Source organism: Catellatospora sp. NPDC049111 (assembly GCF_040648615.1).
GTDB lineage: Bacteria > Actinomycetota > Actinomycetes > Mycobacteriales > Micromonosporaceae > Catellatospora > Catellatospora aurea.
In genome coordinates this window covers 76,474-97,816 of the sequence record NZ_JBEZEB010000026.1, presented here as the reverse complement: position 1 = coordinate 97,816, position 21,343 = coordinate 76,474, and the positions used below count along the sequence as shown (strand labels likewise).

At 72.0% G+C, this 21,343-nt stretch carries 25 protein-coding genes; 6 read left to right on the top strand and 19 right to left on the bottom strand.

Annotated features, from left to right (window positions below; genetic code table 11):
- The first annotated feature begins 5 nt into the window (after positions 1-5).
- The gene (locus tag AB0B66_RS28830) at positions 6-632 is read left to right on the top strand and encodes a VOC family protein (protein ID WP_360535833.1); all 627 of its coding nucleotides are present in this window, start codon (positions 6-8) and stop codon (positions 630-632) included.
- Here AB0B66_RS28830 and AB0B66_RS28825 read toward each other — a convergent pair.
- A complete protein-coding gene (locus tag AB0B66_RS28825) occupies positions 610-1,089 on the bottom strand; it encodes a class I SAM-dependent methyltransferase (protein WP_360535831.1) in 480 nt (159 codons plus the stop codon). The two genes, AB0B66_RS28830 and AB0B66_RS28825, sit on opposite strands and share 23 nt — an antisense overlap.
- Before the next feature lie 185 nt (positions 1,090-1,274).
- On the opposite strand from AB0B66_RS28825, the gene AB0B66_RS28820 reads away from it, so the two are divergent.
- A complete protein-coding gene (locus tag AB0B66_RS28820; RefSeq protein ID WP_360535829.1) occupies positions 1,275-1,709 on the top strand; it encodes a Rid family hydrolase in 435 nt (144 codons plus the stop codon).
- 31 nt (positions 1,710-1,740) lie between these two features.
- Here AB0B66_RS28820 and AB0B66_RS28815 read toward each other — a convergent pair whose 3' ends face one another.
- The 6 genes from AB0B66_RS28815 to AB0B66_RS28790 form a co-directional block, all read right to left on the bottom strand.
- Positions 1,741-3,759, bottom strand: a complete 2,019-nt coding sequence (locus AB0B66_RS28815) for a hypothetical protein (protein WP_360535827.1) — start codon at positions 3,757-3,759, stop codon at positions 1,741-1,743.
- Positions 3,760-3,832: 73 nt separating this feature from the next.
- Positions 3,833-4,318 carry an SRPBCC domain-containing protein gene (locus AB0B66_RS28810; RefSeq protein ID WP_360535825.1) on the bottom strand — a complete coding sequence of 162 codons (486 nt, stop codon included), beginning with the start codon at positions 4,316-4,318 and terminating at the stop codon, positions 3,833-3,835.
- Between the two features lie 3 nt (positions 4,319-4,321).
- Positions 4,322-4,663: a metalloregulator ArsR/SmtB family transcription factor gene (locus tag AB0B66_RS28805; protein ID WP_360535823.1), complete on the bottom strand. Its 342-nt coding sequence runs from the start codon at positions 4,661-4,663 to the stop codon at positions 4,322-4,324.
- A 56-nt stretch (positions 4,664-4,719) separates the two neighbouring features.
- A complete protein-coding gene (locus AB0B66_RS28800; RefSeq protein ID WP_360535821.1) occupies positions 4,720-6,249 on the bottom strand; it encodes an alkaline phosphatase D family protein in 1,530 nt (509 codons plus the stop codon).
- A complete protein-coding gene (locus AB0B66_RS28795) occupies positions 6,249-7,352 on the bottom strand; it encodes a hypothetical protein (RefSeq protein WP_360535819.1) in 1,104 nt (367 codons plus the stop codon). Before AB0B66_RS28795 ends, AB0B66_RS28800 begins: the two co-directional genes overlap by 1 nt.
- 166 nt (positions 7,353-7,518) lie before the next feature.
- Positions 7,519-8,313, bottom strand: a complete 795-nt coding sequence (locus tag AB0B66_RS28790) for a DUF6585 family protein (protein ID WP_360535817.1) — start codon at positions 8,311-8,313, stop codon at positions 7,519-7,521.
- A 127-nt stretch (positions 8,314-8,440) separates the two neighbouring features.
- On the opposite strand from AB0B66_RS28790, the gene AB0B66_RS28785 reads away from it, so the two are divergent.
- Entirely contained in the window at positions 8,441-8,872 is a 432-nt protein-coding gene (locus AB0B66_RS28785) for a glutaredoxin domain-containing protein (protein ID WP_360535815.1), read from the top strand.
- Here AB0B66_RS28785 and AB0B66_RS28780 read toward each other — a convergent pair.
- Positions 8,869-10,110: an MFS transporter gene (locus AB0B66_RS28780; RefSeq protein WP_360535813.1), complete on the bottom strand. Its 1,242-nt coding sequence runs from the start codon at positions 10,108-10,110 to the stop codon at positions 8,869-8,871. The two genes, AB0B66_RS28785 and AB0B66_RS28780, sit on opposite strands and share 4 nt — an antisense overlap.
- 73 nt (positions 10,111-10,183) lie before the next feature.
- Between AB0B66_RS28780 and AB0B66_RS28775 the strand changes: the two genes are divergently transcribed.
- Positions 10,184-11,077, top strand: a complete 894-nt coding sequence (locus AB0B66_RS28775) for a LysR family transcriptional regulator (RefSeq protein ID WP_360535811.1) — start codon at positions 10,184-10,186, stop codon at positions 11,075-11,077.
- A gap of 108 nt (positions 11,078-11,185) precedes the next feature.
- Here the strand turns inward: AB0B66_RS28775 and AB0B66_RS28770 are convergent, their stop codons facing one another.
- The 8 genes from AB0B66_RS28770 to AB0B66_RS28735 form a co-directional block, all read right to left on the bottom strand.
- The gene (locus tag AB0B66_RS28770) at positions 11,186-11,770 is read right to left on the bottom strand and encodes a DUF402 domain-containing protein (protein WP_360535809.1); all 585 of its coding nucleotides are present in this window, start codon (positions 11,768-11,770) and stop codon (positions 11,186-11,188) included.
- A 148-nt stretch (positions 11,771-11,918) separates the two neighbouring features.
- Positions 11,919-12,266, bottom strand: a complete 348-nt coding sequence (locus tag AB0B66_RS28765) for a hypothetical protein (protein WP_360535807.1) — start codon at positions 12,264-12,266, stop codon at positions 11,919-11,921.
- Positions 12,267-12,348: 82 nt separating this feature from the next.
- A complete protein-coding gene (locus AB0B66_RS28760) occupies positions 12,349-13,551 on the bottom strand; it encodes an ABC transporter permease (RefSeq protein WP_360535805.1) in 1,203 nt (400 codons plus the stop codon).
- Entirely contained in the window at positions 13,548-14,243 is a 696-nt protein-coding gene (locus AB0B66_RS28755) for an ABC transporter ATP-binding protein (RefSeq protein ID WP_360535803.1), read from the bottom strand. Before AB0B66_RS28755 ends, AB0B66_RS28760 begins: the two co-directional genes overlap by 4 nt.
- A gap of 2 nt (positions 14,244-14,245) precedes the next feature.
- Positions 14,246-15,298: a peptidoglycan-binding domain-containing protein gene (locus tag AB0B66_RS28750; RefSeq protein WP_360535801.1), complete on the bottom strand. Its 1,053-nt coding sequence runs from the start codon at positions 15,296-15,298 to the stop codon at positions 14,246-14,248.
- Positions 15,295-15,882: a hypothetical protein gene (locus AB0B66_RS28745; protein ID WP_360535799.1), complete on the bottom strand. Its 588-nt coding sequence runs from the start codon at positions 15,880-15,882 to the stop codon at positions 15,295-15,297. Before AB0B66_RS28745 ends, AB0B66_RS28750 begins: the two co-directional genes overlap by 4 nt.
- A gap of 149 nt (positions 15,883-16,031) precedes the next feature.
- The gene (locus AB0B66_RS28740; protein WP_360535797.1) at positions 16,032-17,192 is read right to left on the bottom strand and encodes an ATP-binding protein; all 1,161 of its coding nucleotides are present in this window, start codon (positions 17,190-17,192) and stop codon (positions 16,032-16,034) included.
- Positions 17,189-17,578: a response regulator gene (locus AB0B66_RS28735; protein ID WP_360535795.1), complete on the bottom strand. Its 390-nt coding sequence runs from the start codon at positions 17,576-17,578 to the stop codon at positions 17,189-17,191. The genes AB0B66_RS28740 and AB0B66_RS28735 overlap by 4 nt, the downstream gene beginning before the upstream one ends.
- Before the next feature lie 238 nt (positions 17,579-17,816).
- Here AB0B66_RS28735 and AB0B66_RS28730 point away from each other — a divergent pair, with 238 nt between their 5' ends.
- The gene (locus AB0B66_RS28730; RefSeq protein WP_360535793.1) at positions 17,817-18,125 is read left to right on the top strand and encodes a hypothetical protein; all 309 of its coding nucleotides are present in this window, start codon (positions 17,817-17,819) and stop codon (positions 18,123-18,125) included.
- Positions 18,126-18,132: 7 nt separating this feature from the next.
- Here AB0B66_RS28730 and AB0B66_RS28725 read toward each other — a convergent pair whose 3' ends face one another.
- Complete coding sequence (locus tag AB0B66_RS28725) at positions 18,133-18,714, bottom strand: TetR family transcriptional regulator (protein WP_360535791.1); 582 nt, start codon at positions 18,712-18,714, stop codon at positions 18,133-18,135.
- A gap of 81 nt (positions 18,715-18,795) precedes the next feature.
- Between AB0B66_RS28725 and AB0B66_RS28720 the strand changes: the two genes are divergently transcribed.
- Positions 18,796-19,596 carry an SDR family NAD(P)-dependent oxidoreductase gene (locus AB0B66_RS28720; RefSeq protein WP_360535789.1) on the top strand — a complete coding sequence of 267 codons (801 nt, stop codon included), beginning with the start codon at positions 18,796-18,798 and terminating at the stop codon, positions 19,594-19,596.
- Positions 19,597-19,625: 29 nt separating this feature from the next.
- Here AB0B66_RS28720 and AB0B66_RS28715 read toward each other — a convergent pair whose 3' ends face one another.
- Together AB0B66_RS28715 and AB0B66_RS28710 are read right to left on the bottom strand one after the other, a co-directional pair.
- Positions 19,626-20,702 (bottom strand): M20 family metallopeptidase, encoded by a 1,077-nt coding sequence (locus AB0B66_RS28715; protein WP_360535787.1) that lies wholly within the window; start codon positions 20,700-20,702, stop codon positions 19,626-19,628.
- Positions 20,703-20,851: 149 nt separating this feature from the next.
- Positions 20,852-21,310, bottom strand: a complete 459-nt coding sequence (locus AB0B66_RS28710) for a cupin domain-containing protein (RefSeq protein WP_360535785.1) — start codon at positions 21,308-21,310, stop codon at positions 20,852-20,854.
- Between the last annotated feature and the right edge of the window lie 33 nt (positions 21,311-21,343).

The window sequence follows — 21,343 nt, the reverse complement described above, 5'->3', positions numbered from 1 at the left end:
GCCCCATGACCGAGCGGATCACCGCCGCGCAGTTTCACGCGGCTGACGGTGTCGAGGACTGGCGCGTCCTGTACCACCTGGTGTCGGCCCACTTCCGGACCGCTTCGCTTGCCGAGGGAATCGCGCTCGTCGGCGAGATCGGCCGGCTCGCTGGTCCTGCCGAACAGCAGCTCAGGGTCGATCTGCGGCAGGCGGGCGTCACCGTGAGCATGACGGTCCGCGACATCGCACTGGCCCGCGGGATCTCGGCTGCCGCGAAGGAGCTGGGTCTGGTCGCGGATCCGGCCGCCGTCCAGCTGGTCAACGTCACGATGGACGCACTCGTCGGCGCGGAGGTGCTGCCGTTCTGGCGCGCGGTGCTGGGCTATGGCCAGATCGGCGACGACTACCTGTTCGACCCGCGAGGTCGTGGCCCGGGTATCGGATTCCAGGGCATGGACAACCCGCGCCCGCAGCGCAACCGCATACACCTCGACATCGCCGTCCCGCACGAGCAGGCCGGGGCCCGGATCGCCGCCGCCCTCGCCGCCGGAGGTCGTCTGGTGACCGACGAGCACGCGCCGAAGTGGTGGGTGCTGGCCGATCAGGAAGGCAACGAGGTCTGTGTCGCTACCTGGGTGGGTCGGGAGTAGACCGGGGGGCTAGGGGTGCCGATCGGTTAGGACCCGCGTCGAGACCGGGTTCGGCGATCTCGGCGACCTGGCAGCCCAGCCTGACGAGCTGGTTGAGGTAGGTCGCGATGGTGCGGTGAAAGTCGACGCCGCTGGGACCGGGGATCTCGTACTCGGCGAGATAGCGGCGGGTGCGGTACTCGCCGTGCTCGCGCCAGCTCGGCCACAGCTGCTCGAAGCACGGGTGGTTGACGGTGAACACGAACAGCCCGGGTTTGAGCGCGTCCACGCACGCCCGCATGACGCCGGTCCAGTCCGGGATGGCGGGCAGGACCATGCTGGCGACGACGGCATCGAACGGTGCGCCGAGGTCGGGCAGAGCGCACAGGTCGGCCTGCACATACCGGATGCCCAGCGGCGCGACGGTCTCCCGCTCGACGGCGAACTCGTACAGCGACTGGCCGAAGTTCTTCACCATCTGTCCACTCAGGATCGTGGCTGACCGCGTTGCCGCTCGCTGCCCCGCGAGCGCCGACGCCGGCTGACCAGGCAGATGGCTCGGATGCGCGGGCGGAGCGGGTCGAGGGTGGCGCAGGCAATGCGGGCACGACTGGATGATTGGTCCGATATATTACTTTCTTGAACGATGGCCAGGAGGTTGTGATGGGTGTTCAGAAATCGACCTTCGACCTGGGCGTGCCGTGGGAGAAGGCGGCCGGTTACGCCCAGGCGGTGCAGGTCGGCGACACGATCTACATCTCGGGGCAACTCGGCCACGAGGCCGACGGCACCATGGTGTCGCCCGCGCCGGACGGGCGGCAGTCCGTCGAGCACGCGGTGATGAAGGCCCAGCTGACGCAGGCGTACCGCAACGCCCGCACGATCCTCGAACACTTCGGGTGCACCTTCGACAACGTCGTCGAGGAGGTCGTGTTCGCCATCGACATCCAGGCGGCTCTGGCCGTGATGAAGGAGGTCCGCGACGAGTTCTACGGGGCGGACGCCAAACCGCAGGTGGCCAATACGACGGTCGGCACGACAGCGCTGGCGATCCCGGGTCAGGTGGTCGAGGTCAAGTTCATCGCCCGGCTCGGCTGAACGCGCCGCCCGACGGCCGCCGCCGCGGCGATCAGGTCGACTTTCCGGCCACTGCCCGGCATAGGCCCAGCAGCTGCTCGTCCTCGGTGACCTGGCCGCTCGACCAGGAGTTCTCCCTGGCGTTGTGCCTTCGGTTCGATTCGAGCTCGGCGCGGAACAGCGGCTCCAGCAAGGCCGCCAGCGCACCGGTGGCCGCCCTCGCGATCTTCGTGCGGGTCTGCGGATTGCCGTGCCAGGCGGCGGTCAACACCGGCGCCACCCGCTCGGCGTCACCGGTCAGCCGCCACCACGCGAGAGCGGCTCGTGCGGGCGTCCACCAGTGCCGGTCCGGTGGCGCGTCGAGGTAGGTCGCGATCAGCGGAGCGGCCGTGGCGGCGGCGAGTCCCATCTCAGTGATCGCCTCGAACGCCGCGCCGGCCGCCGGGCCGTCCAGCTGGGCGGTCAGCAGTGCCAGTGTGTCCGGCGACCGGTCGATGTGCCACAGCGCCCCGGCTGCCGCGACGGCCAGCCGGGGATCGTCGCTCGCCGCGGCCACCCGGAGGGCGGGTAGGGCCTCGGCCGCGGCCGGGCCGATCCGGCCGAGTGTGCCCGCGGTCCAGTCCCGTAGTGGCGAGGCGAGCAGGCGGGGGACAGCGGGAGCGGCAGCGGGGCCGAAGGCCCGCAACGCCGTCTGGAAGCCGTACCACTCGAGGGGTGTCTCGTCGCCGGGCGAGAGCACGGGGAAGACCCGCACGATTTCGGCGGTGATCCGGTCGGCGTGCGCGGGATAGTGGGCGAGCTGGTATCCGGTGGGCTGCGGTCGCCGCGGCAGCCGTAGCGCGGTCAGCAGCAGCGGCAGCGCTCGTTCGTCGCCGAGCCCGGCGAGGATTTCGACGTACGGGTGCAGCCCGGGCAGATCGCGCGAGTACCGGACGGTCCATTCCGGCAGTCCATCCCGCCAGGGGAGGGCGTCGAGGGCGGCCAGACGCCCGGCGGCCGCGCCGGCGGCGGGGGCGGCGACCGGCCCCCAGTTGTTGAGCATGCCCGCGGCACGCTGGGCCAGGTGCGGGGACCGGTCGATGAGTCCGGCGATCCGGGTCACCGTCTCGTGGTAGTCGCCACGCCATCGATCGATCAGCTTGTTCGCCGCGAACAGCGCGTCACCGGCGACGTCGTCGTGCGGCGACGCGAGCAGCGGCGTGACGATGGCGATCCGTTCGGCCACGCGCGGGCCGAGCGGATCGGTCAGTTCCTCGATCAGGCGGGTGCAGTGCGGCGCGCGGCGGCCCTGCTGCTCCTGTTCCTGCATCACCCGGATCGCGCCTACCAGGGTGTCGGTCTGGAAGCCGGCGGGCTCGACGGCGGGCCCCTGCTCGGCGTAGGCGCGGTCGATGAGTCCGGCGACGCCGTCCAGCGGAGCCCGGTGCGGGTCGCTGCGGGCCACCGCGATCAGGGCGGTCAGGGCCGTGGACGCCGGTGTGGACCGGGCCAGGGCGAGCAGCTCGCCGATCGTGTCGTCATCGGGTGGGAGGCTGCCCAGGGCGTCGAACAGTCCTCCGCGCGCCTCGGCGTCGTCCTCGGTGCGGAGCAGGCTGATGAGCAGCGCGGCGAGGTCCGGGATGGTGGCGGCCACGGTGACGAGCAGCTTCGGCGCGGCGGCCCGCACCGCCGGGTCGGGGTCGTCGACGAGACGGGCCAGGGCCGGCCCTGCGGCGCAGGCGAGCGCGTTGGCGCGGGTGGCCTCGCGGAGCATCTCTAATCCGTCTTCGTCCAGTTCGGCTGCGTCCTGCCAGCCGTCGATGTCGGCGATGCTGGTGAGCAGTTCGGCGATGCCGGCCCGGCCGGGCAGGTCCGGCGCGGTCAGGGCCTCGATCAGGAACGGCACCGCGGCGACCGTGGAGTCGTAGACGTCGCCCTGGTGGTGGACCGCGCCGTACATGGCGTCGAGGGACTGCTCCCGGACCGCCGGATCGGGGTCGGCCAGGCCGCGCAGCCAGTCGGGCACGTCCGCGGCGGAGCCGTAGGCGTGCGTCAGTGATTCCCAGTCGATGTCGTCCAGGCCCGCGAACATGGGCGGAAGCGTAGAGCAGCAGGACCGAGCCGCTCACGCGGAGCCGCTCGGTCCTGCGGGTTACATCCGGCGCTCAGGCCGCGATCAGCTCGTCGATCTGGTTGATCGCCAGGGACGCGCCTTCGACGACGCCCATGTCGAGCACCTGCTGCAGCGCCTCTGCGGACTGGTAGGTGCCCACGTAGGTCGCGCGGGTGCCGCCGTCGTGGGCGGTGAAGGTGTACACGTTCTGGGACACGGGCAGGTCCGGGTTCGGGGTGAAGTCCAGGTCGGCGAAGCCGTCCTCGAAGGAGAAGTCCGACGGTTCGTTCACGGCGGTGACCAGCCAGTACCCGGCGTGCTTGTCGCCCTCGGGGCCGGTCATGTAGTAGGTGACCCGGCCGCCGGGCCGCAGGTCGTGCTCGACGACGGTCGCCGGGTAGGTCGGTGGGCCCCACACCTTCTCCAGCTGGCGCGGGTCGGCGTAGACCTGCCAGACGCGTGCCACCGGGGCGGCGAAGTCGGCGGTGATGGTCAGCGTCAGGTTGTCGAGGTCGTGCTGGACGTCGGTCACGGGCATGGGTCAGTCCTCCTGGCCGGTATCGGATGCGATGAGTTCGTCGATGCGGGCGATGCGGCCGCGCCAGACCTGCTCCAGCTCGGCGAGCATGGACGCCACCGAGCGCACCGCCGCCACGTCACCGCTGACCAGCTGCTCGCGTCCGCTGCGCAGCTTGGTGAGCAGGCCGGCCTTCTCCAGCACGGCGACGTGTTTCTGCACCGCCGCGAAGCTCATGTCGTACTTCGCCGCGAGTGCGGAGACCGAGTGCTGCCCGGCCAGGACGCGGCGCATGATGTCGCGCCGGGTCCGGTCGGCCAGGGCGTGGAAGAAGGCGTCTGCTTGATCCTCGCTGGGCTCGGCCACCTCTCGAATATACAACCAATCGGTTGTACGTTGTCAAGCTTGGCCGGATCCGCAGGTCACGGGGTGCGGCGGTACTGGGCGGCGGAGCCCTTGGTCGCCGGGTCCTCGTACGCCCCGGCGCGGCCCCGGTCGACGTGCCAGCTGGTGAGGGTGCTGACCGCGGCGTTCGGGTTCGCGCGGTCGCTGACCACCCGCAGCCGGGTCGTCCAGCGCTGCGGGGTCACCTCGTACAGGTCGTAGCCGTACCGGTTTCCCTCGAAGTACTGCAGGTGCGGGTTGACCTGCCCGAGCCGCGGCCCGTTGGTCGCGTTCCAGCTCGCCGAGTACGCCCCCGAGGTCGTCGAGTGCGCCACGAACTCGGTGCCGATGACCGGCGCGGCCAGGTTGTCGAAGTCGGGGCGCACGTCCTGCACGAACGCGCTGTGCCAGTCGCCGGTGATCGTCACGAAGTCGGCGATGCCCTGCTGCTGGGCGTAGGTGAGCAGTTCCGTGCGCTCGGCCCGGAAGCCGTCCCACTGGTCGGTGAACAGGTAGCCGCCGTCGGGGTTGCGCTGCTGGCTCAGGAAGATCGAGTTGACCCAGCAGTGCCAGCCGCCGCTGCGCTGGGAGATCCGGTCCTTGACCCACTGCTTCTGCGCCGCGCCCAGGATCGACCCGCCGGTCAGGTTCTGCTCGGTCCGGTACTGCCGCAGGTCGAGGATGACCAGCTCCAACAGATCGCCCCACCTGCGGTGGCGGTAGATCCGCGGGTCGGGCAGCGCCGTGTCGGAGCCCTCCAGCCGCAGCGGCAGGTGCTCGTACCAGCCCTGGTAGGCCGCCGAGCGGCGGGCCACGAAACTCGCCGCGCCCCGCGAACCGGTGTAGTCGTTGACGACCTCGTGGTCGTCCCAGGTCAGGTAGAACGGGTGCGCGGCGTGCACGTCGCGCAGCAGCGGGTCCCCCTTGTACAGCGCGTGCAGCTTGCGGTAGTCGGTCAGGGTGTACGCGGTGCCCAGCTCCGAGCCCTCGTACACGTAGTCGCCGAGGTGCACCACGAAGTCCAGGTTGGTGTCCGCGGCGATGTCACGCATCCCCGGGTACTCGCCGGACTGGTAGTTCTGGCAGTTCAGCGACGCGAAGCGGACCAGGTTGACCGCGCCGACCGGGGCGGTCTTGGTGCGCCCGACCCGGCTGTACTGCCCCAGCGCCCGGAACCGGTAGTGGTAGCGCTGCCCGGCGCTCAGCCCGTCGACGACGACGTGCACGCTGTGCCCGAGCAGCACCGACGCGGCGACCGACCCGGACGCGACCACGTTGGACATCGTCGCGTCGGTGGCGACGCTCCAGTCGACCTGCACGATGTCGGGCAGCGGCTGCACGTCGGCCAGGGGGTCCGGGGCCAGCCGGGTCCACAGCACGACGCTGGTCGGCAGCGGGTCGCCGGAGCCGACGCCGAGGGTGAACGGGGCCGGATCCCAGCTCGCGCCCAGTGCCGCCGCGGCGGCGTAGGCGGCCTGCGGGCCGAGTTCCCGGGCCAGCGGCCACGCGCTGGCCAGCGCGCCCGCGCCGACGGCGGCCTGCAGCAGTTGGCGGCGGTGCAGGGCCATCAGGCTCCTCCGGTGATGCTCAGGGACAGGGAGTCGGCGTAACCGTCGTTGGAGGTGCCGCCGGAGCGCACGAACAGCAGCTCGACCTGCGCGGTGCGGCTGCCCACGGGCACGGTGCCGGCGGCGGTGCGCGACAGCATCCCGGTGGTGTTCGCGCGCTGCGCGGCGGTGACCGGGCCGAGCACCACCGTGGCCAGGGTCTGCCCGGCCGCGTTGCGGAACGCCACGGACAGCTGCGCGGTGTCGTTCTGGTCGGCGTACCCGCCGAGCCAGGCAGCGACGTCGTAGCGGGCGGTGCCGGCGTCGATCGCGGCGGTGCCGGGCAGCGTCACGCTCTGCCCGATCCGGCTGCGGGCCGAGGTGCCGCCGCCGAGGAAGTTGGCGCCGCGGTCGCCCGGTCCGGGGCTCGTCGCGGTCGGGTAGCCGCTGGTGCCGTACGCGATGACGGCGGTGCCGCCCTCCAGGTGCGTCCAGCCGGGGATCGACGCGGTCGCGCCGCCGCTGCCGCCGGGCCCGCTGTCACCGCCCGGGTTGACGAGCAGGTTCACGTCCGGTGTGGACAGGATGAGCCAGAGGCTGTCGGCGTAGCCGTCGTTGGAGACGTTGCCGTCGCGGGTGAACAGCAGCAGCACCCGGGCGGTGCGGCTGCCCGGCGGCACGGTGCCGGTCTGGGCGCGGCGCAGCAGGCCGGTCGTGTTCGCGCGTTCGGCGGCGGTGACCGGGCCGAGCACGACCACGCCGAGTGGGCGGGCGGCGGCGTCGAGGAACTCGACCGACAGGCGTACGCCGTCGTCCTGGCCCGCGTAGCCGCCCAGCCAGCCGCCGATGTCGAACAGCGCCGCGCCCGCGTCGATCTGCGCCGTCATCGGCAGCGTGATCTGCTGCGTGAGCCGGGTGCGCGGCGAGTCGCCGCCGCCGAGGAAGTTCGCGCCGCGATCGGTCGGCCCGGGGCTGGACGCGCTCGGGTAGCCGCTGCTGCCGTACGCGATGACGGCCGCGACGCCTTCGATGGTGGTCCATCCGGGGATCACCGGGGTCGGCGTGCCGGCGCCGCCGGTGCCGACGTCGGCGCCCGGGTTGACGATCAGGTTCGCTGTCTTCATCACGCCTCCTGACGGGATCGCCAGCAGCGTGCGGGCGTTCCCTGTCGTTGCGGCGACGGACGCGTGGCGGCCGCGTGAAGCGGCGGTGATCACCGGACATAATCGTGCGGCGATCGCGACGGTGCGCCGCGTTCGAATGTTCGTGCTCGTGTTCTGCTGCGTGCGATCAGGACTTCTGCTCGGGCTCGGCCTGGGTGCCGGGTCGGTCCGGCCGCAGCTCCTGCCAGTGCCCGAACATGTGGATCAGCACGGTGAGTTCGGGAACCGCGCTGAGCAGCTGCGAGACGACCGGCCGGTTGCCGTCGGTCCAGATCTTCAGGCGGGTCTTGGCGGCCTCTACCCTGGTGACGGCGTGCCACGGCACCAGCGACTCGCGCCAGCGCACCCCCTCGGCGGCCAGCGTGATCGGCCCGAAGGCCGCTGACCCCGTGCTGCGCAGCTCCTCGATTTTGAGAGGGAGTTTGATCGCGGAGATGTTCGCGTCCACGATCGACACGATTTCCGGTAACTCCTTGTAGCGCGGCTTGCCCAGGTCGACGACCTCGCCGTTGTTCAGGTCCAGGCGGCACATCGGCACCTCGACGTATGCGGTGCCCAGGTTGGTGACCCTGGTCCAGTACCGCAGGTGCGCCACGTCGTGCCAGGACACCACCGAGGTGACCGTCCCCTGGGGGTCCACGGTCAGAGTCCCGCCGGTGTAAAGGTGACGCCACGTATTGGCTTTGCGCCAGGTGACCAGGCCGCTGATCGCCGCGAGCGCGAGCACGCCCGCGCCGATCGCGACCACCGCGCCCGCGCCGTCCGCGGCGCCGGCCGCCAGCAGGACGAGTCCCAGCGCGGCGCAGCACACGGCGATGGCGATCTCCGCGGCCACCGCGGGCCGGTAACGGCCGTGCAGCTCGCCCAGGCCCGCTGCGGCCACGGCCTGCTCGATGGAGCGTCCACTCTCACGACTGTCCATGGGCAGATCATGCCGTGTACATGGTCACCCATCAATGGGTTGGCGTGTGCCAGGTCACGCGGTGATCGCCGCGAGTCGACCGAACGAGGGTTATCCGGCGCGGGCCGTGACCGATAGCGTCGGCCGCATGGTGCGTAGATGGATGGTCCCGCTGCTGATCGCGGTCACCGGCGCGGCGATAGCGGCACGGCAGTTCGTCACCGGGTCCCCGGTCGCCGGGGCGGTGCTCGGGCTGCTGTTCGGCCTGCTCGCCGTCACGCAGTCGCCGCTGGCCTTCCCCCGGTCGATCGAGGCCGCCGAAGCGCAGCGCCGCGCCGCCGAGGACGGCAAACCCATCGTGTACTGGCGGCCGGGCTGCCCGTTCTGCCTGCGCCTGCGGGCCCGGCTCGGCCCGTCCGGGGCGCGGCGGGCGCACTGGGTCGACATCTGGCGCGACCCGGACGGCGCGGCCGCGGTGCGGGCCATCACGGGCGGCGACGAGACGGTGCCGACCGTGGTCATCGGCGGCAGCTCGCATGTCAACCCCGACCCGAACTGGCTCCGCCGGCAGATCGCCTAACCGATACCCCCAGGGTATCGGTCCTTGCTTATTCGATCATTGTTTGCCGGCGACGTGGCGGCCCGGAACAAGCGCGGTCGGCGGGGCAGGGCCAGCACTGCCACGCCTACCTGCACCGCCCCGGCGGCGACCAGCGTCGGGCCCGCCCCGGCCAGGCCGATGACCGCGCCGCCGAGCAGCAGCCCGGTGGAGACCGCGCCGTCGTGCAGCAGGCTTTCGGCGGCGAACGCCGCCCGGCGGTCGGCCCCTTCGGTGGTGGTGCTGATGAGCCGGTTCAGTGCGCCGATGCCCAGCGGCATGAAGAACCCGCCGGCCGCCGCCGCGCACCCGAGCAGGGTCAGCGACCCGGTCAGGGCGGGCAGCACCAGGAATGTGGCGCCCAGCGCCGCCCAGCCGGTAGCCATCGTGGCCAGCATCGGCAGCCTCGGCACCAGGGTGGGTGCCAGCAGCGCTCCGGCCAGCGAGCCGAGCCCGTAGCCGGTCAGCGCGGCCGACACCAGCACCCCGGGCCGGGCGGTCTGCGCGCCGAGGATGGCCAGCCCGAGCGTGAACGCGAACCACACCAGCCCGCCGACGGCCGACATGGTGACGCCGATGCGGATGTCGCGGTGCCGGCGCAGCACGTCGCGCAGCGGTGGCGCGGGGTCGGCGTCGGCCGTGGGTGCCGCGGTGCCGCGTACGCCGAGCATGAGCAGCGCGGCGACGGCGACGCCCGCGGCTTCGGCCCACAGCAGGGGCATGGTGGCGCCCTGGGCCACGGCCCACCCGGCCAGCGGCGGCGCGAAGATCATCGTCACCCGGTGCACGAAGTCCTGCCAGGCCAGCGCCTTCGTCGCAGTGTCCGGCCCGACCCGGTCGCCGAGGTCGGCCAGCAGCGCCCGCTGGGCGGGCCCGCTCAGCGCGGTCGCGCAGCCGGTGATCAGCCCGGCGGCCGCGAGATGGGCTGCCGAGATCCCGCCCATCGCGACCCCGACGGGCACCACGAGCAGGCCGACCACCTGCACCGCGAGCACGCAGGCCAGCGCGCGGCCGCCGGTCAGGCGCTGGCGCAGTCGACGCGCCCACCACGCCGAGGTCAGCACCGGCAGCCCGACCGCACCGCCGACCAGGCCCGTGGTCCAGACCGAACCGGTCTCGGCCAGGGCGACCAGCGGCAGGGCGACGGCGGTGGCCCGCTGCCCCGTCCAAGTGATCAAGGTGGTGGTCAGCATCGCGGCGATGTCACGGCGGGGGTTCATGTATTCGATCTTCGAACCGGGCCCGGCTCGACGGTAGGCGGCGATCCGTGACCGGCGCTCATAAGCTGTGCATATGAGCTCATTGCCGTCGGTGGACGACCTGCGCCTGATCGAGGCCGTGGCCAGGCACGGCTCGCTCGGTGCCGCCGGGCGCGAACTGATGATCAGCCAACCGGCCGCCAGCAACCGCCTCGCCGCCCTGGAACGCCGTATCGGCGAGCGCCTGTTCGACCGCGACACCACCGGGGCACGCCCGACCGCCGCGGGCCGCGCGCTGTGCCACGAGGCGACCCACGTGCTCGGCCACCTGGAGGCGATCTTCGACCGGACCCGCGCGGCCGCGCAGTCGCGCACGCTGACCGTCGGCACCTTCGGCAGCCTCGCGCCGTGGCTGTTCCCGGCCCTGGACGACCTCGTCGCCGATGCCGCCGTCACCCAGGTCGTCGACCACGGCGACCGGCTCGTCGCGTGGGTCGGTGAAGGCTCCCTGGACGCCGCGTTCGTCGCGATCGCCAACCAGCTGCGGCTGCCCGCGACCGTCGGCGCGGTCCCGGTGGCCGTCGACCGGTTGGCCGTGCTCATCCCGCCCGGTGTCACCATCGGCCGGGGCCGTCACCCGTTCGCGGGCCGCACGGTCGTCACCTACACCTACGACATGTCCACCGAGGCGCTGCACCGCAGGCTGTCCGAACTCGGCGGCAAGCCCCGCACGGCGGCAACCGCGGAGACGGCGGTGCGGCTGGCCCGCAAGCTCGGCTGCCCGGCGGTGCTGCCACGCGGACTCGCCCTGGCGTACGCCGCCCCCGGCGAGCGGGTGACGGCCGCGGCGGTGACCGGCCGGCTGACCCTCTACATGGTCACCACTCGCCCGACGCCGCCCGAGTTCGCGCCGCTCACGACACGCCTCCATGCGCACCTCGGGCTTGACGGCCCCCTCGCGGCAGGTGCCGTAATCGGAAGGGACTGAGAGCGTGCTTGGCAAGGCTTCATGACTGGTGGTGGCTCGCGGCGACGGAACGTCCTCGGATGTCCATAGTGGGCGGATGCCTAGTCGGCGTCGTCGCCCTCGGACCCGTCACTGCCTGAAATACTCGGGACTCCAGTGGGTCGCGTCCGCCGGCAACTCCCACCAGTGCGGCATCGATGTCAGCCCCCACGCCGGATCCGGCTGGAAGTCCATCCATCGGCCGTCGAACGGCGCGGCCCCGGCGCGGGCGAGGGCAAGCAGCCGTTCCCCCTCGTCGCGGACCTCAGCGGCCTCGGCTTCATCCCAGAACGCCGGATGGCCGGTGTACTCGGCGAACGCGTCCTCGTCCTTCCATGACCACCGGCCGTCCGGATAGACCAGCAGGTCGAGTTCCTGGTCGTAGACGTCGACCCCGCCGGCCCACCGGGTGACCGGACGCTCGAGGTTGACATACCAGCCTTCGAACGTGCCGTCAGGTCGCCAGCTCCACCAGACGCAGTGGGCCGCGCCAGGCGGCATCAGCATCAGAGTCCGGAAAGGCTGCCAGGTACCCGGGCTGAGCATCGTCGTCATCCGCAGCGACTTGAGCAGGGACAGCTGCCGGGTCGGCTGTCCAGTGCCGTCAACTCGCCGCATGACCTGTGAACCCGCCTCGATCCACAGCGCCAGCCCCTGTTCGTCGTCGCTGACCACTCGCCCGCACAGCACCGACCCGACTCGACCGTCCGGGTATAGGTTTCGGCGGACGATCGTCTGCCCCCGCTCAAAAATCATGCCAGGACGCTACCCGCTCAAGGCCCGGCAGTCAGTGCCCAGCCATATGCGGACACGCCTACCGGGCTTAGGGTTCGCGCGTCGCGCCAGCCGGATCCAGTACCAGTCTTCGCTCGTCAATGCGCGGTGAGAGCCAGCCCGTCGTGTCGTCTGCGGGTAGCAGGGAGGTCCAGTCGATGGTGCCGGCAGCACCGAGCGCGTCCCCGATCAGGAGGGTGAACTGCCAGCGCTCCTGACCGCTCGGGCCGAAGTAGGCGACGCCCCGGATACACGGCGGGTCACCGTGCAGGTCATACACCTGCGGATCCAGACCGTCGCACCACATCCATCGCAGCTGCGGATCCTGGAAGCCTTCGACCTCCCGGCAGATTCGGTACTCCAAGGCAGCCCAGAAGCCGCGTTCGGCGTCGTCCACGATGGCCCTCCCCGTCGACCGGCTGCGTCAAGTCTCGCCGAGGCGGCCGGCGGCGAACCGGTCGGGTTCGCCGCCGGCCACCTCAGACGCCCGCGAGCGCGTCGGTCGGGGTGAGCCGGGCGGCCCGCACCGCCGGGTACAGTCCCGCGACCGCCCCGATCAGCAGCGTCGCGGCGAACCCGCCCGCCGTGGCCCACAGCGGCACCACGGCCGGCCAGTGCTGCGTGGCCGCGTAGCCGCCGGTGACCGCCACCCCGATCAGGATGCCGCCCAGGCCGCCGAGCGCGGACAGCAGCAGCGACTCGACCAGGAACTGCAGCAGGATCTGGCCGCGGGTGGCTCCGAGCGCCCGGCGCAGGCCGATCTCGGACCGGCGTTCGAGCACCGAGATGACCATCGTGTTCGTCACGCCGATCCCGCCGACCAGCAGCGCCACCGCACCCAGGCCCAGCAGCAGACCGCCGAAGGTGTTCTCGGTGATCTTCTTGGCGGCCAGCGCGTCCGACGGCCGCGAGACCAGGACCTCGCTGGGCGCCCCCGGCCGCACGGTGCGCGGCAGGGCTTTGCGCACCGTGGCGACCGCATCCTCGGCGGTACGGGTGTAGACGGTCGTCGGGTGCCCGTCGAAACCGAGGTAGGTGGCCGCCGCCGACCAGCCGACGAACACGGCGCGGTCCAGGTCCTGCGCCAGCGGCACCGGCCGCAGCACGCCCACCACGGTGAAGCGCCGGCTGCCGAGCACGACCTGCGGCCGGTCCGCGGTGTCGGCGATGCCGAGCCGCTGCGCCGCGGTCCAGCCCAGCACCGCCGTCGGGAAGTCGGCGGTGGGATGGCTCAGCCAGCGTCCTTTGACCGGGCTCAACCCGATGGTCTCCGGCAGGTCGAGCCGTCCCGCGTACACGGTGAGGCTGCCGGTCTGCGCCGGGTGCACGTGCTCGTTGCGATACGCGTGCACGCCGGGCAGCAGCCCGACCGCCGACACCGCCTCCACCGAGGCGACCCTGGTGATCATCGGGATCGCCTCGTGCGGAAGCTGTGCCGGTTTGTCGTCGGCGGTCCTGCCCGGCTCGACGGTCAGCAGGTTGGTGCCCAGCTGATCGAGCTGCCGGTCCAGTTCGGCCTGGCTGGAACTGGAGATGCCGACCACCGCGATCATCGCGGCGATGCCGATCGCGATGCCGAGCGCGGACAGGAACACCCGCAGCCGCCGTGACCGCAGCCCGGCCGCGCCGACCCGCAGCACGTCGCCCGGCGACAGCCGCCCGGGGCGGGGCGGGGCGCTCATGCGCCCGCCCCGACCCGCACGGCGCCCGGTTCGCGCTCGTCGAGCACGACGAGGCCGTCGGACACCTCGATCCGCCGTGGCAGCCGCGCCGCCAGGTCCCGGTCGTGGGTGATGACCACGACCGTGGTGCCTGCCGCGTTCAGCTCCGTCAGCAGGCCCAGCACCGTCTCGCCGGAGGCCGAGTCGAGGTTGCCGGTGGGTTCGTCGGCCAGCAGCAGCGGCGGGTCGCCGATGAGCGCGCGGGCGATCGCCACCCGCTGCCGTTCCCCGCCGGACAGCTCGTGTGGGCGGTGGTGCAGCCGGTGGCCCAGCCCGACCCGGTCCAGGGCGTTGTCGGCGCGCCGCAGCCGCTCCCGGGCGGTCACGCTCGCATACAGCAGGCCGTCGGCGACCGCCTCCCGCACCGCGACACCCGGGGTCAGGTGGAACTGCTGGAACACGAACCCGATCGTGGCCCCCCGCAGCCCGGACAGCTGCCGGTCGGACAGGGCCGCCACGTCGAATCCGCCGACGCGGACCTGGCCGCTGGTCGGGCGGTCCAGGGTGCCGATCAGGTTGAGTAGGCTGGACTTTCCCGACCCGGACCGTCCGACGACGGCGACCGCCTCGCCGTATCCGATGTCGAGGCTGACGCCGCGCACGGCCCGTACCCCGCCGGGGTAGGTCTTGGTGACGTCCGTCAGCTCGACCACGTTCACTGCGCGACCCCCACGGTGACGCCCTCGGCGATGCCGTCGCCGCTGATCTCGACCTTGCCGCCGGCGAACAGCCCCGTCTGCACGGGCACGATCCGGCTGGTCGTGCCGTCGCGCACCTCGACGCCGTAGCCGCGCTCGCCGACGGCCAGCAGCGCCTGGATCGGCACCACGAGCACGTCGGCGTGCTCGGCGGTGACGAAGCGGACCGACACCGGGCCGGGCTCCGGCTCCGTCGCCGCTTTCAGGTCCAGCTCCACGGTGACCTTGGGCTGGCCCTGCTCCGCGGGCGTCTGCCCGGGGGCGCCTTCGGTGGGCGGCACCACACCGACCACCGTCGCCTCTGCCGGGGTGCCGTCGGGCAGCGTGACGGTGGCTTTGACACCCTTCTTGGTCAGGTCGGGTGCGGTGGCCGGCACCTGCGCGGTGACCACGCGGGTGGTCGGGCCGGCGGTGAGGACGTCACCGGCGGCCGGCGCGCCGAGCCGGGCCGTATGGGTGGCGACCCGCAGCGGACCGGGTGCCACGATCACGTCGGTCGGCGCGACCGTGCCGGTGACCGGCAGCCCGAGGTCCTTCTGCCACCGCTTGACGGCGGCTCCCGTGGACGCGGAGAAGGTCTTGTCGGCCTCGAAGCCGGTGTACTTCAGCGCGGTCAGGTTCTTTTCGAGCTGGGCGACGTCCGGGCCTTCGGCCCCGTCGGCCAGGACCCGGTAGAAGGGGAGCCCGCCGTAGAGCAGCACGACGGGCTTGTCGTCCGCCCGTAGCAGGGGCTGTCCCCGCTTGACCGTGCTGCCGATCGGGGCGAGCCAGGTCAGGGTGCCGGTCGCCTTGGACGTGACCGCCGACGGCAGGCCGAAGCCGATCTCGCCGTCGACGACCGTGGCCGCCGTGATCGTGGACCGGGTCACCTGGACCGTGTCGACCGTGGGAGCGCCGACCGGGCTGTCGTCGACACCGCCGGAGAAGACTCCGGCGGACATCGCCGCCGCCGCGGCGACCACCGCGGCGGCGACGACGCCGAACAGCACCCGGCGCGACCGCCGGCTCATCCGACACCCGTCAGGTCACTGGTGTCGGGCATGCAGATCTTCGCCGCGGCCTTGACCGCGGGCTGCTGCATCCGCGCCTTGTGATCTTCCTTGGCCTGCCGCAGCGTGGCCCCGTCGATCGGGGCGGGGTTCGGATCGGGATCGGGCCAGTCCGGCACGCCGTTCTCGCGCATGCACTTGGCGATCTCACGGTCCTCGCGCAGCCGCTCCTCGCTCGGCTTCTCGGGCACCTCCAGCACCGGGGCGTCCAGCGCGGGCCACTTCTCGTAGCACTCGATCATCTCGGGGGTCGGATCGCCGTCGGGGATGCCCGAGAAGTCCGCCAACGTGTCGTGACCGAGGTAGGTGACCTGCAGGCCCTTCTCGTTCAGGCACTTGGCGAGGTTCTGCTTCTGCCTGTCGTAGGCGTCCCACAGGCCTTCGGAGCCGGAGCTCGCGGCGGAGTCGGCTTCGGCGGTGGTCTCGGGGTCGCCGGACCCGCACGCCGCCAACATCGCCACCAGCAACGGCCCGCACGCGGCCAGTGCCGCGTACCGGATGCCACGCCCTGAACGGCGGCTCACACGTCTGCCGTCGATCGGCATTCACTTCTCCTTTGGTGCTGGGTTACTCGACGCCGGAGGGGGTTCGCCGGCGTCGCGGTACACAGTCCACCAAAAGGGTTGTTACCCGGGTGTTAACGATAATGTACACATTCCGTTAACATGATCCTAAGTGGATCGGTGGCCGGGGCTCAGGCCCGTGCGGCGTCGCCGCGGGGGAGGATCACCCGCACAGACAGGCCCCCGTCGGGGCGGGGGATGGCCAGCGCGTCGCCGCCGTGCGCCTGGGCGACCGCGCGCACGATGGACAGGCCCAGGCCGCTGCCCCTGGCCGAACCGACCCGGTCGGTGAGCCGGCGGAACGGCTCGAACAGCGCGGGCACCTCGTGCGGGGAGATCAGTGCACCGGTGTTGGTCACGATGATCTCGGCCTGGCGGACCTCTTCCAGCGTCTGCACCCATACGAAGCCGTGCCGGTGGTTGTAGCGCACCGCGTTGTCGACCAGGTTGCGGATCAGCTGCTCCAGCAGGAGCGGGTCGCCGACCACCGTCGCCGCCGCGAGCTGCGCCTGCACCTGCACCTGCTGGTCCACCGCCGCCTTCGCGGTGACGTCGAGGGCGTACTCCGCCAGCTGCGCCAGGTCGACCGGCCGCCGGTCGGTCACCGCGTCCTCGGCCCTGGCCAGGGTGAGCAGCGAGTCGATCAGCCGTTCGTGGCGCAGGTTGACCGCGAGCAGGTTCTCGCCGAGCCGCTGCAGCTGGGGTGTGCTGTCCGGGCGGGCCATCGCCACGTCGAGCAGGGTGCGGCTGAGCGCGATCGGGGTCTTCAGCTCGTGGGCGGCGTTGGCGATGAACCGTCCCTGCCCCGCGAACGCCTCGTCGAGCCGGTCGAGCATGCTGTCGAACGAGTCGGCCAGGCTCTTCACCTCGCTGTGCGGACCGTCCAATTCGATCCGCTTGTGCAGGGTGCGCCCCGCGATCCGGTGCGCCGTCTCGGTGATCGTGTTGAGGGGGCGTAGCAGCCGCCCGGACAGCCACCAGGCCCCGGCCGTCGCGGCCAGACTGGCTCCCAGCAGCGTCAACCCGCCCTTGAACAGGAGGTTTTCGCGCATCGAGTCCATGATGATCTGCCGGGAGACCTCGTCGGTGGCGATCGCGTCGGACACCCACACGTTGTCGGCCGGGCTGTACTTCTCCATCTTGCGGGCGAAGACCACCGCCAGGCTGTAGTCCATGCTGTTCTGGACCAGGATCATCACGCCGCCGAGCACCACGCTGCCCGCCAGCAGGAACATCAGCCCGAACATGAGGGTATGGCGCACCCGCAGGCTGCCGTGCCACGAAGTCTTCATGGCGAGCGGTGGCCCATCGTGGCACCCGTCCCGACCAGCCGCGGCCCCAGTGCCCGCACCCGGGCCACCAGCTCCGCGAACACGAACGGCTTGCCCAGGCAGTCGTCGGCGCCCGCGGCGAGCGCGGCGAGCCGGTCGGCCTCGGCGACGAAGACGGTGAGCATCAGCACCCGTACGCCGGTCCCGGCCGCGGCGACCCGGCGGCAGACCTCGTCGCCTTGCGTCCGGGGCAGGCCCAGGATCAGCACGTCGTGGCGGCCCTCGGCAAGCTCGGCCGGCACCTGCGCACCGTCGTGGGCCACGTCCACGGCGAAGGACTCCTGCCGCAGACCCTCGGCGATGGCCGCGGCCATCAGTTCCTCGTCGTCGACCACCAGTACGCGCACACGACCTCCCTCGCCGGACCGCCCCGAGCAAGTATCCGGAGGTCGCGTTAGCCGATCGTGAACGTTTTCGCTTACGGTCCGCTAACATCCGCGGCCGCAGTGCTCCGGAAGCGGGATTCCCGGCGCAATATCGCCCCGGTGGCGTTCGCCTCGTCCGAGCGCAGTGGCAGGGCGGCCGCGACCGCGTACCGTCGGAGAGAACGCTTCGTACCGAGGAAGCCATGGGGGAGTCGGGGCCGTGAACACCACGACACGTCAGCAGGCCGCTTGGCAGGCCTACATCGACGTCGCCTACGGGCTGCAACGCGCCATCTGCGAAGGCGAGCGCTACGACGGCGAGGTCGACTGGGAATGGGCCGGCGTACGCGGCAGCCTGCACGACGACCGCCTGAGCCTGAGCAATGCCAAGCTGCTGGCCCTGCTCGACCAGGCCCAGGCGCACTGGCGGGACTGTCCCCTGGACAACGATGTGCTGTCCGGTTACCTCAACGAGATCGCCGACGGGCTGCGGGAGCTCGCGGAGGACCGGGCCATCGAAGGCTGGTAGCCGCCGCTCACGCCGGGTGCGGTCGGCACAGCACCTGCATGACGGCTGTCAGCTGTTCGTCGAGCTGCCCGGGGTCAGCGCCGGTCAGCGCCGGGGTGGCGAGGATGCTGCGCATCAGCCAGACGCCGGCGATCACGGACAGCACCAGTTCGGCGCGTTCGCCGGAGTCCGGGCCGGTGAGCTGGCCGGTCAGCCGCGAGCCGACGTGCCTGCCGATCGCCTCGCGCATGATCTCGGCGGCCCGCGGGTTGTTGGCCGAGCGCAGCATGAGCAGGAACGGGCTGAGCTGCTCGGCGGCGGGATCGGTGCGGGCGACCAGCGCGGCGGCGAGCTGCGCGGGCAGCTCGGCCGGGTCGGCGCCGACCACGGTGGGTGCGGTGAACGACCTGTCGACGGCTTCGGCGAACAGCTGTTCCTTGGAGCCGAAGTAGCGGTTGACCAGCATGGCGGTGACTCCCGCGGCGGCCGCGACCTCGCGTACGCCGGCCCCGTCGTAGCCGGCGCGGGTGAAGGCCTCGATCGCGGAGTTGAGGATCGCCTCACGGGTGGCTGCGGCGTCGCGGCGTCGCGGCTGGTTGGTCACACTCATGTCTACCAGTGTAGACATTCCCGGGCCCACGGGTCTACAGTCGTAGACATACCTGATCCGAGCAACTGAAAGAGGTGGATCATGGATCTGCGACTGGCAGGCAAACGGGCACTGGTCACCGGCGGCAACTCCGGTCTGGGCGAGGCGATCGCCCGAGGGCTGGCCGCCGAAGGGGCCGCCGTGGTCGTGCACGGCCGTGACGAGGCGCGGGCCCGCAAGGTCGCCGACCTCATCGAGGCCGAGGGCGGCCGGGCCGACATCGCGGTCGGCGACCTGGCCGACGACGCCGGAGCCGATGCCGTGGCCACGGCCGCGCTGTCCGGCGGACCCGTCGACATCCTGGTCAACAACGCCGGCATGTACGACCACATCACCTGGAGCCAGGCCACCCCGGCCGACTGGGCACGCCTGTACGAGGTCAACGTCATCTCCGGGGTGCGGATGATCCAACGGCTCGTCCCCGCGATGCGCGAGCGCGGCTGGGGACGGGTGATCCAGATCGGTGGCGGCCTGGCCGTGCAGCCCACCGCCGACCAGCCCCACTACACGGCGACCCTCGCCGCCCGGCACAACCTGGCGGTGTCGCTGGCCCGCGAGCTGTCTGGCAGCGGCGTCACCTCCAACACCGTCGCCCCCGGCGCGATCATGGTCGACGGCGTACGCGACCTGATGCTGAAGGTCGCGCCGAGCAGGGGCTGGACCGGCGACCCGGCTGAGATCGAGCAGGCGGCGGCGCAGGCCTGGGTGCCCAACGACACGGGCCGCTTCGGCCGGCCCGAGGAGATCGCCTCCGCCGTGGCGTACCTGGCCAGCCCGCTGGCCGCGTACATCAGCGGCGCGACCCTGCGCGTGGACGGCGGCACCGTCCGCAACGTCCAGTGACCTGACCCGCTCGGGCCAGGTCACCGGCGTCACGACGAACGGATCGCCGCGATCAGCCCGGCGACCAGGTTCGCCCGCTGCGGCATGGCGTCGATCAGCAGGTACTCATGATCGGCGTGCGCGCCGCCGCCGACCGCGCCGAGCCCGTCAAGGGTCGGCACACCCAGCGCGGCCGTGAAGTTGCCGTCGCTGCCCCCGCCGACGGATCTGCCCGCCACGCCCGGCATCAGCCGCTGGGCCAGCGCGAACAGCTCCGCCGACGCCGACTCGGGCATCGGCGGCCGGTCGACGCCCCCGGCGACGGTGACCGTCGCGCCGGGCAGGCGCGGGGCGAGGGCCGCGAACGCGGCCGTGACCCGGTCGGCCTCGGCCGGCGTCTCGACCCGCACGTCGACGACGATCCTCGCCTCGGCCGGCACGACGTTGTCGGTGGTGCCCGCCGAGGCGACGGTCGGGGTGACGGTCGTGCCGAGGTCCGGCCGGCCGATCGCCGCGATCGCGAGCACCTGGTGCGCGGCCTCGACCAGGGCGTTGACGCCCGACTCGGGCTCCAGGCCCGCGTGGGCGGCCCGGCCGGTGACCGTGACCCGGAACGTGCCGCAGCCCTTGCGGCCGGTCTTGAGGCCGCCGCCGTCGGCCGCGCCTTCCAGGACCAGCACCGCGCCGCAGGCCAGCGCCCGCTGCTCGATGAGCGCCCGGGAACTGCCGGAGCCGACCTCCTCGTCGGCGCTCACCAGGATCTCCACCCCGGTCCGGTCGGGCAGCGCCGCGACGCCGTGGATGGCCTGCACCAGGCCGCCGAGCATGTCGAAGACCCCGGGCCCGGTGGCGCGCCCGTCGCGGACCTGGAACGGACGTCGCCGCAGCGTGCCGATCGGGAACACGGTGTCGTGGTGGCCGAGGATCAGCACCCGCGGCTCGCCGCCGCCGCTCCAGTGCACGTGCGGACCCGCTTCGCTGTCGACGAGCACGGCCCGGCCGCCGAGCCGGTGCTCGATCACCGCGGCCAGTGTCTTGGCCGAGGCGGTCAGCGCCTCGTGGTCGCGCGAGGGAGACTCCACCTCGACGAGGGTCCTGAGATCGTCGATCATCGCGTCGAGGTCCACGCGGGTGCTCCTGGTTCTGTACTGGGGCAGACGGCAGTATCCGCCTGCGTGTGTCAGGCGGATACTGCCATCTGCCCGTCAGCGCACCGCGTCAGGAGGGTCGAGCCGTGATCGTGAGCCGACGCGCCTCACGACCCGCCGACCGCTGATCAGTCCGCGACCCTGATCGGGTCGCCGGTGTTGGATATGAACACGACCAGCAATTTCGCCGGTTCGGTGGCGCTGGTGTTCTCGGTGAGCACGTGGTGGGCGCCTGGCGGCTCGACCCAGTTCTGGCCCGCGCTGTAGGTCTGCACCGGCTGGCCCTCGAGCTGGCTGCGCACCGCGCCGTTGAGGACGTACGCGTACACGAACGCCTGGCCGTGGCGGTGCGGGACCGCGCGCGAGCCGGGCGGGAAGTCCACGATCGCCGAGGTGAACGTCTTGCCCGGCACGTTCGGAAGCGGTTGCTCGACCAGCACGGTCACGGTCTCCTGCGGTGGTTCCTCCCGCTGCACGGCGGCGACCGCCACCCGGTCCGCAGGACGTTGCGCCGTGGTCGTCCAGCCGACGGCCCCGGCCGCCAAACCGACAGCGAGCAGGGCCCCCGACACACGCATTCCGATCATGACTGATCCTCCTCAGCCCTCGGTGATCGACTC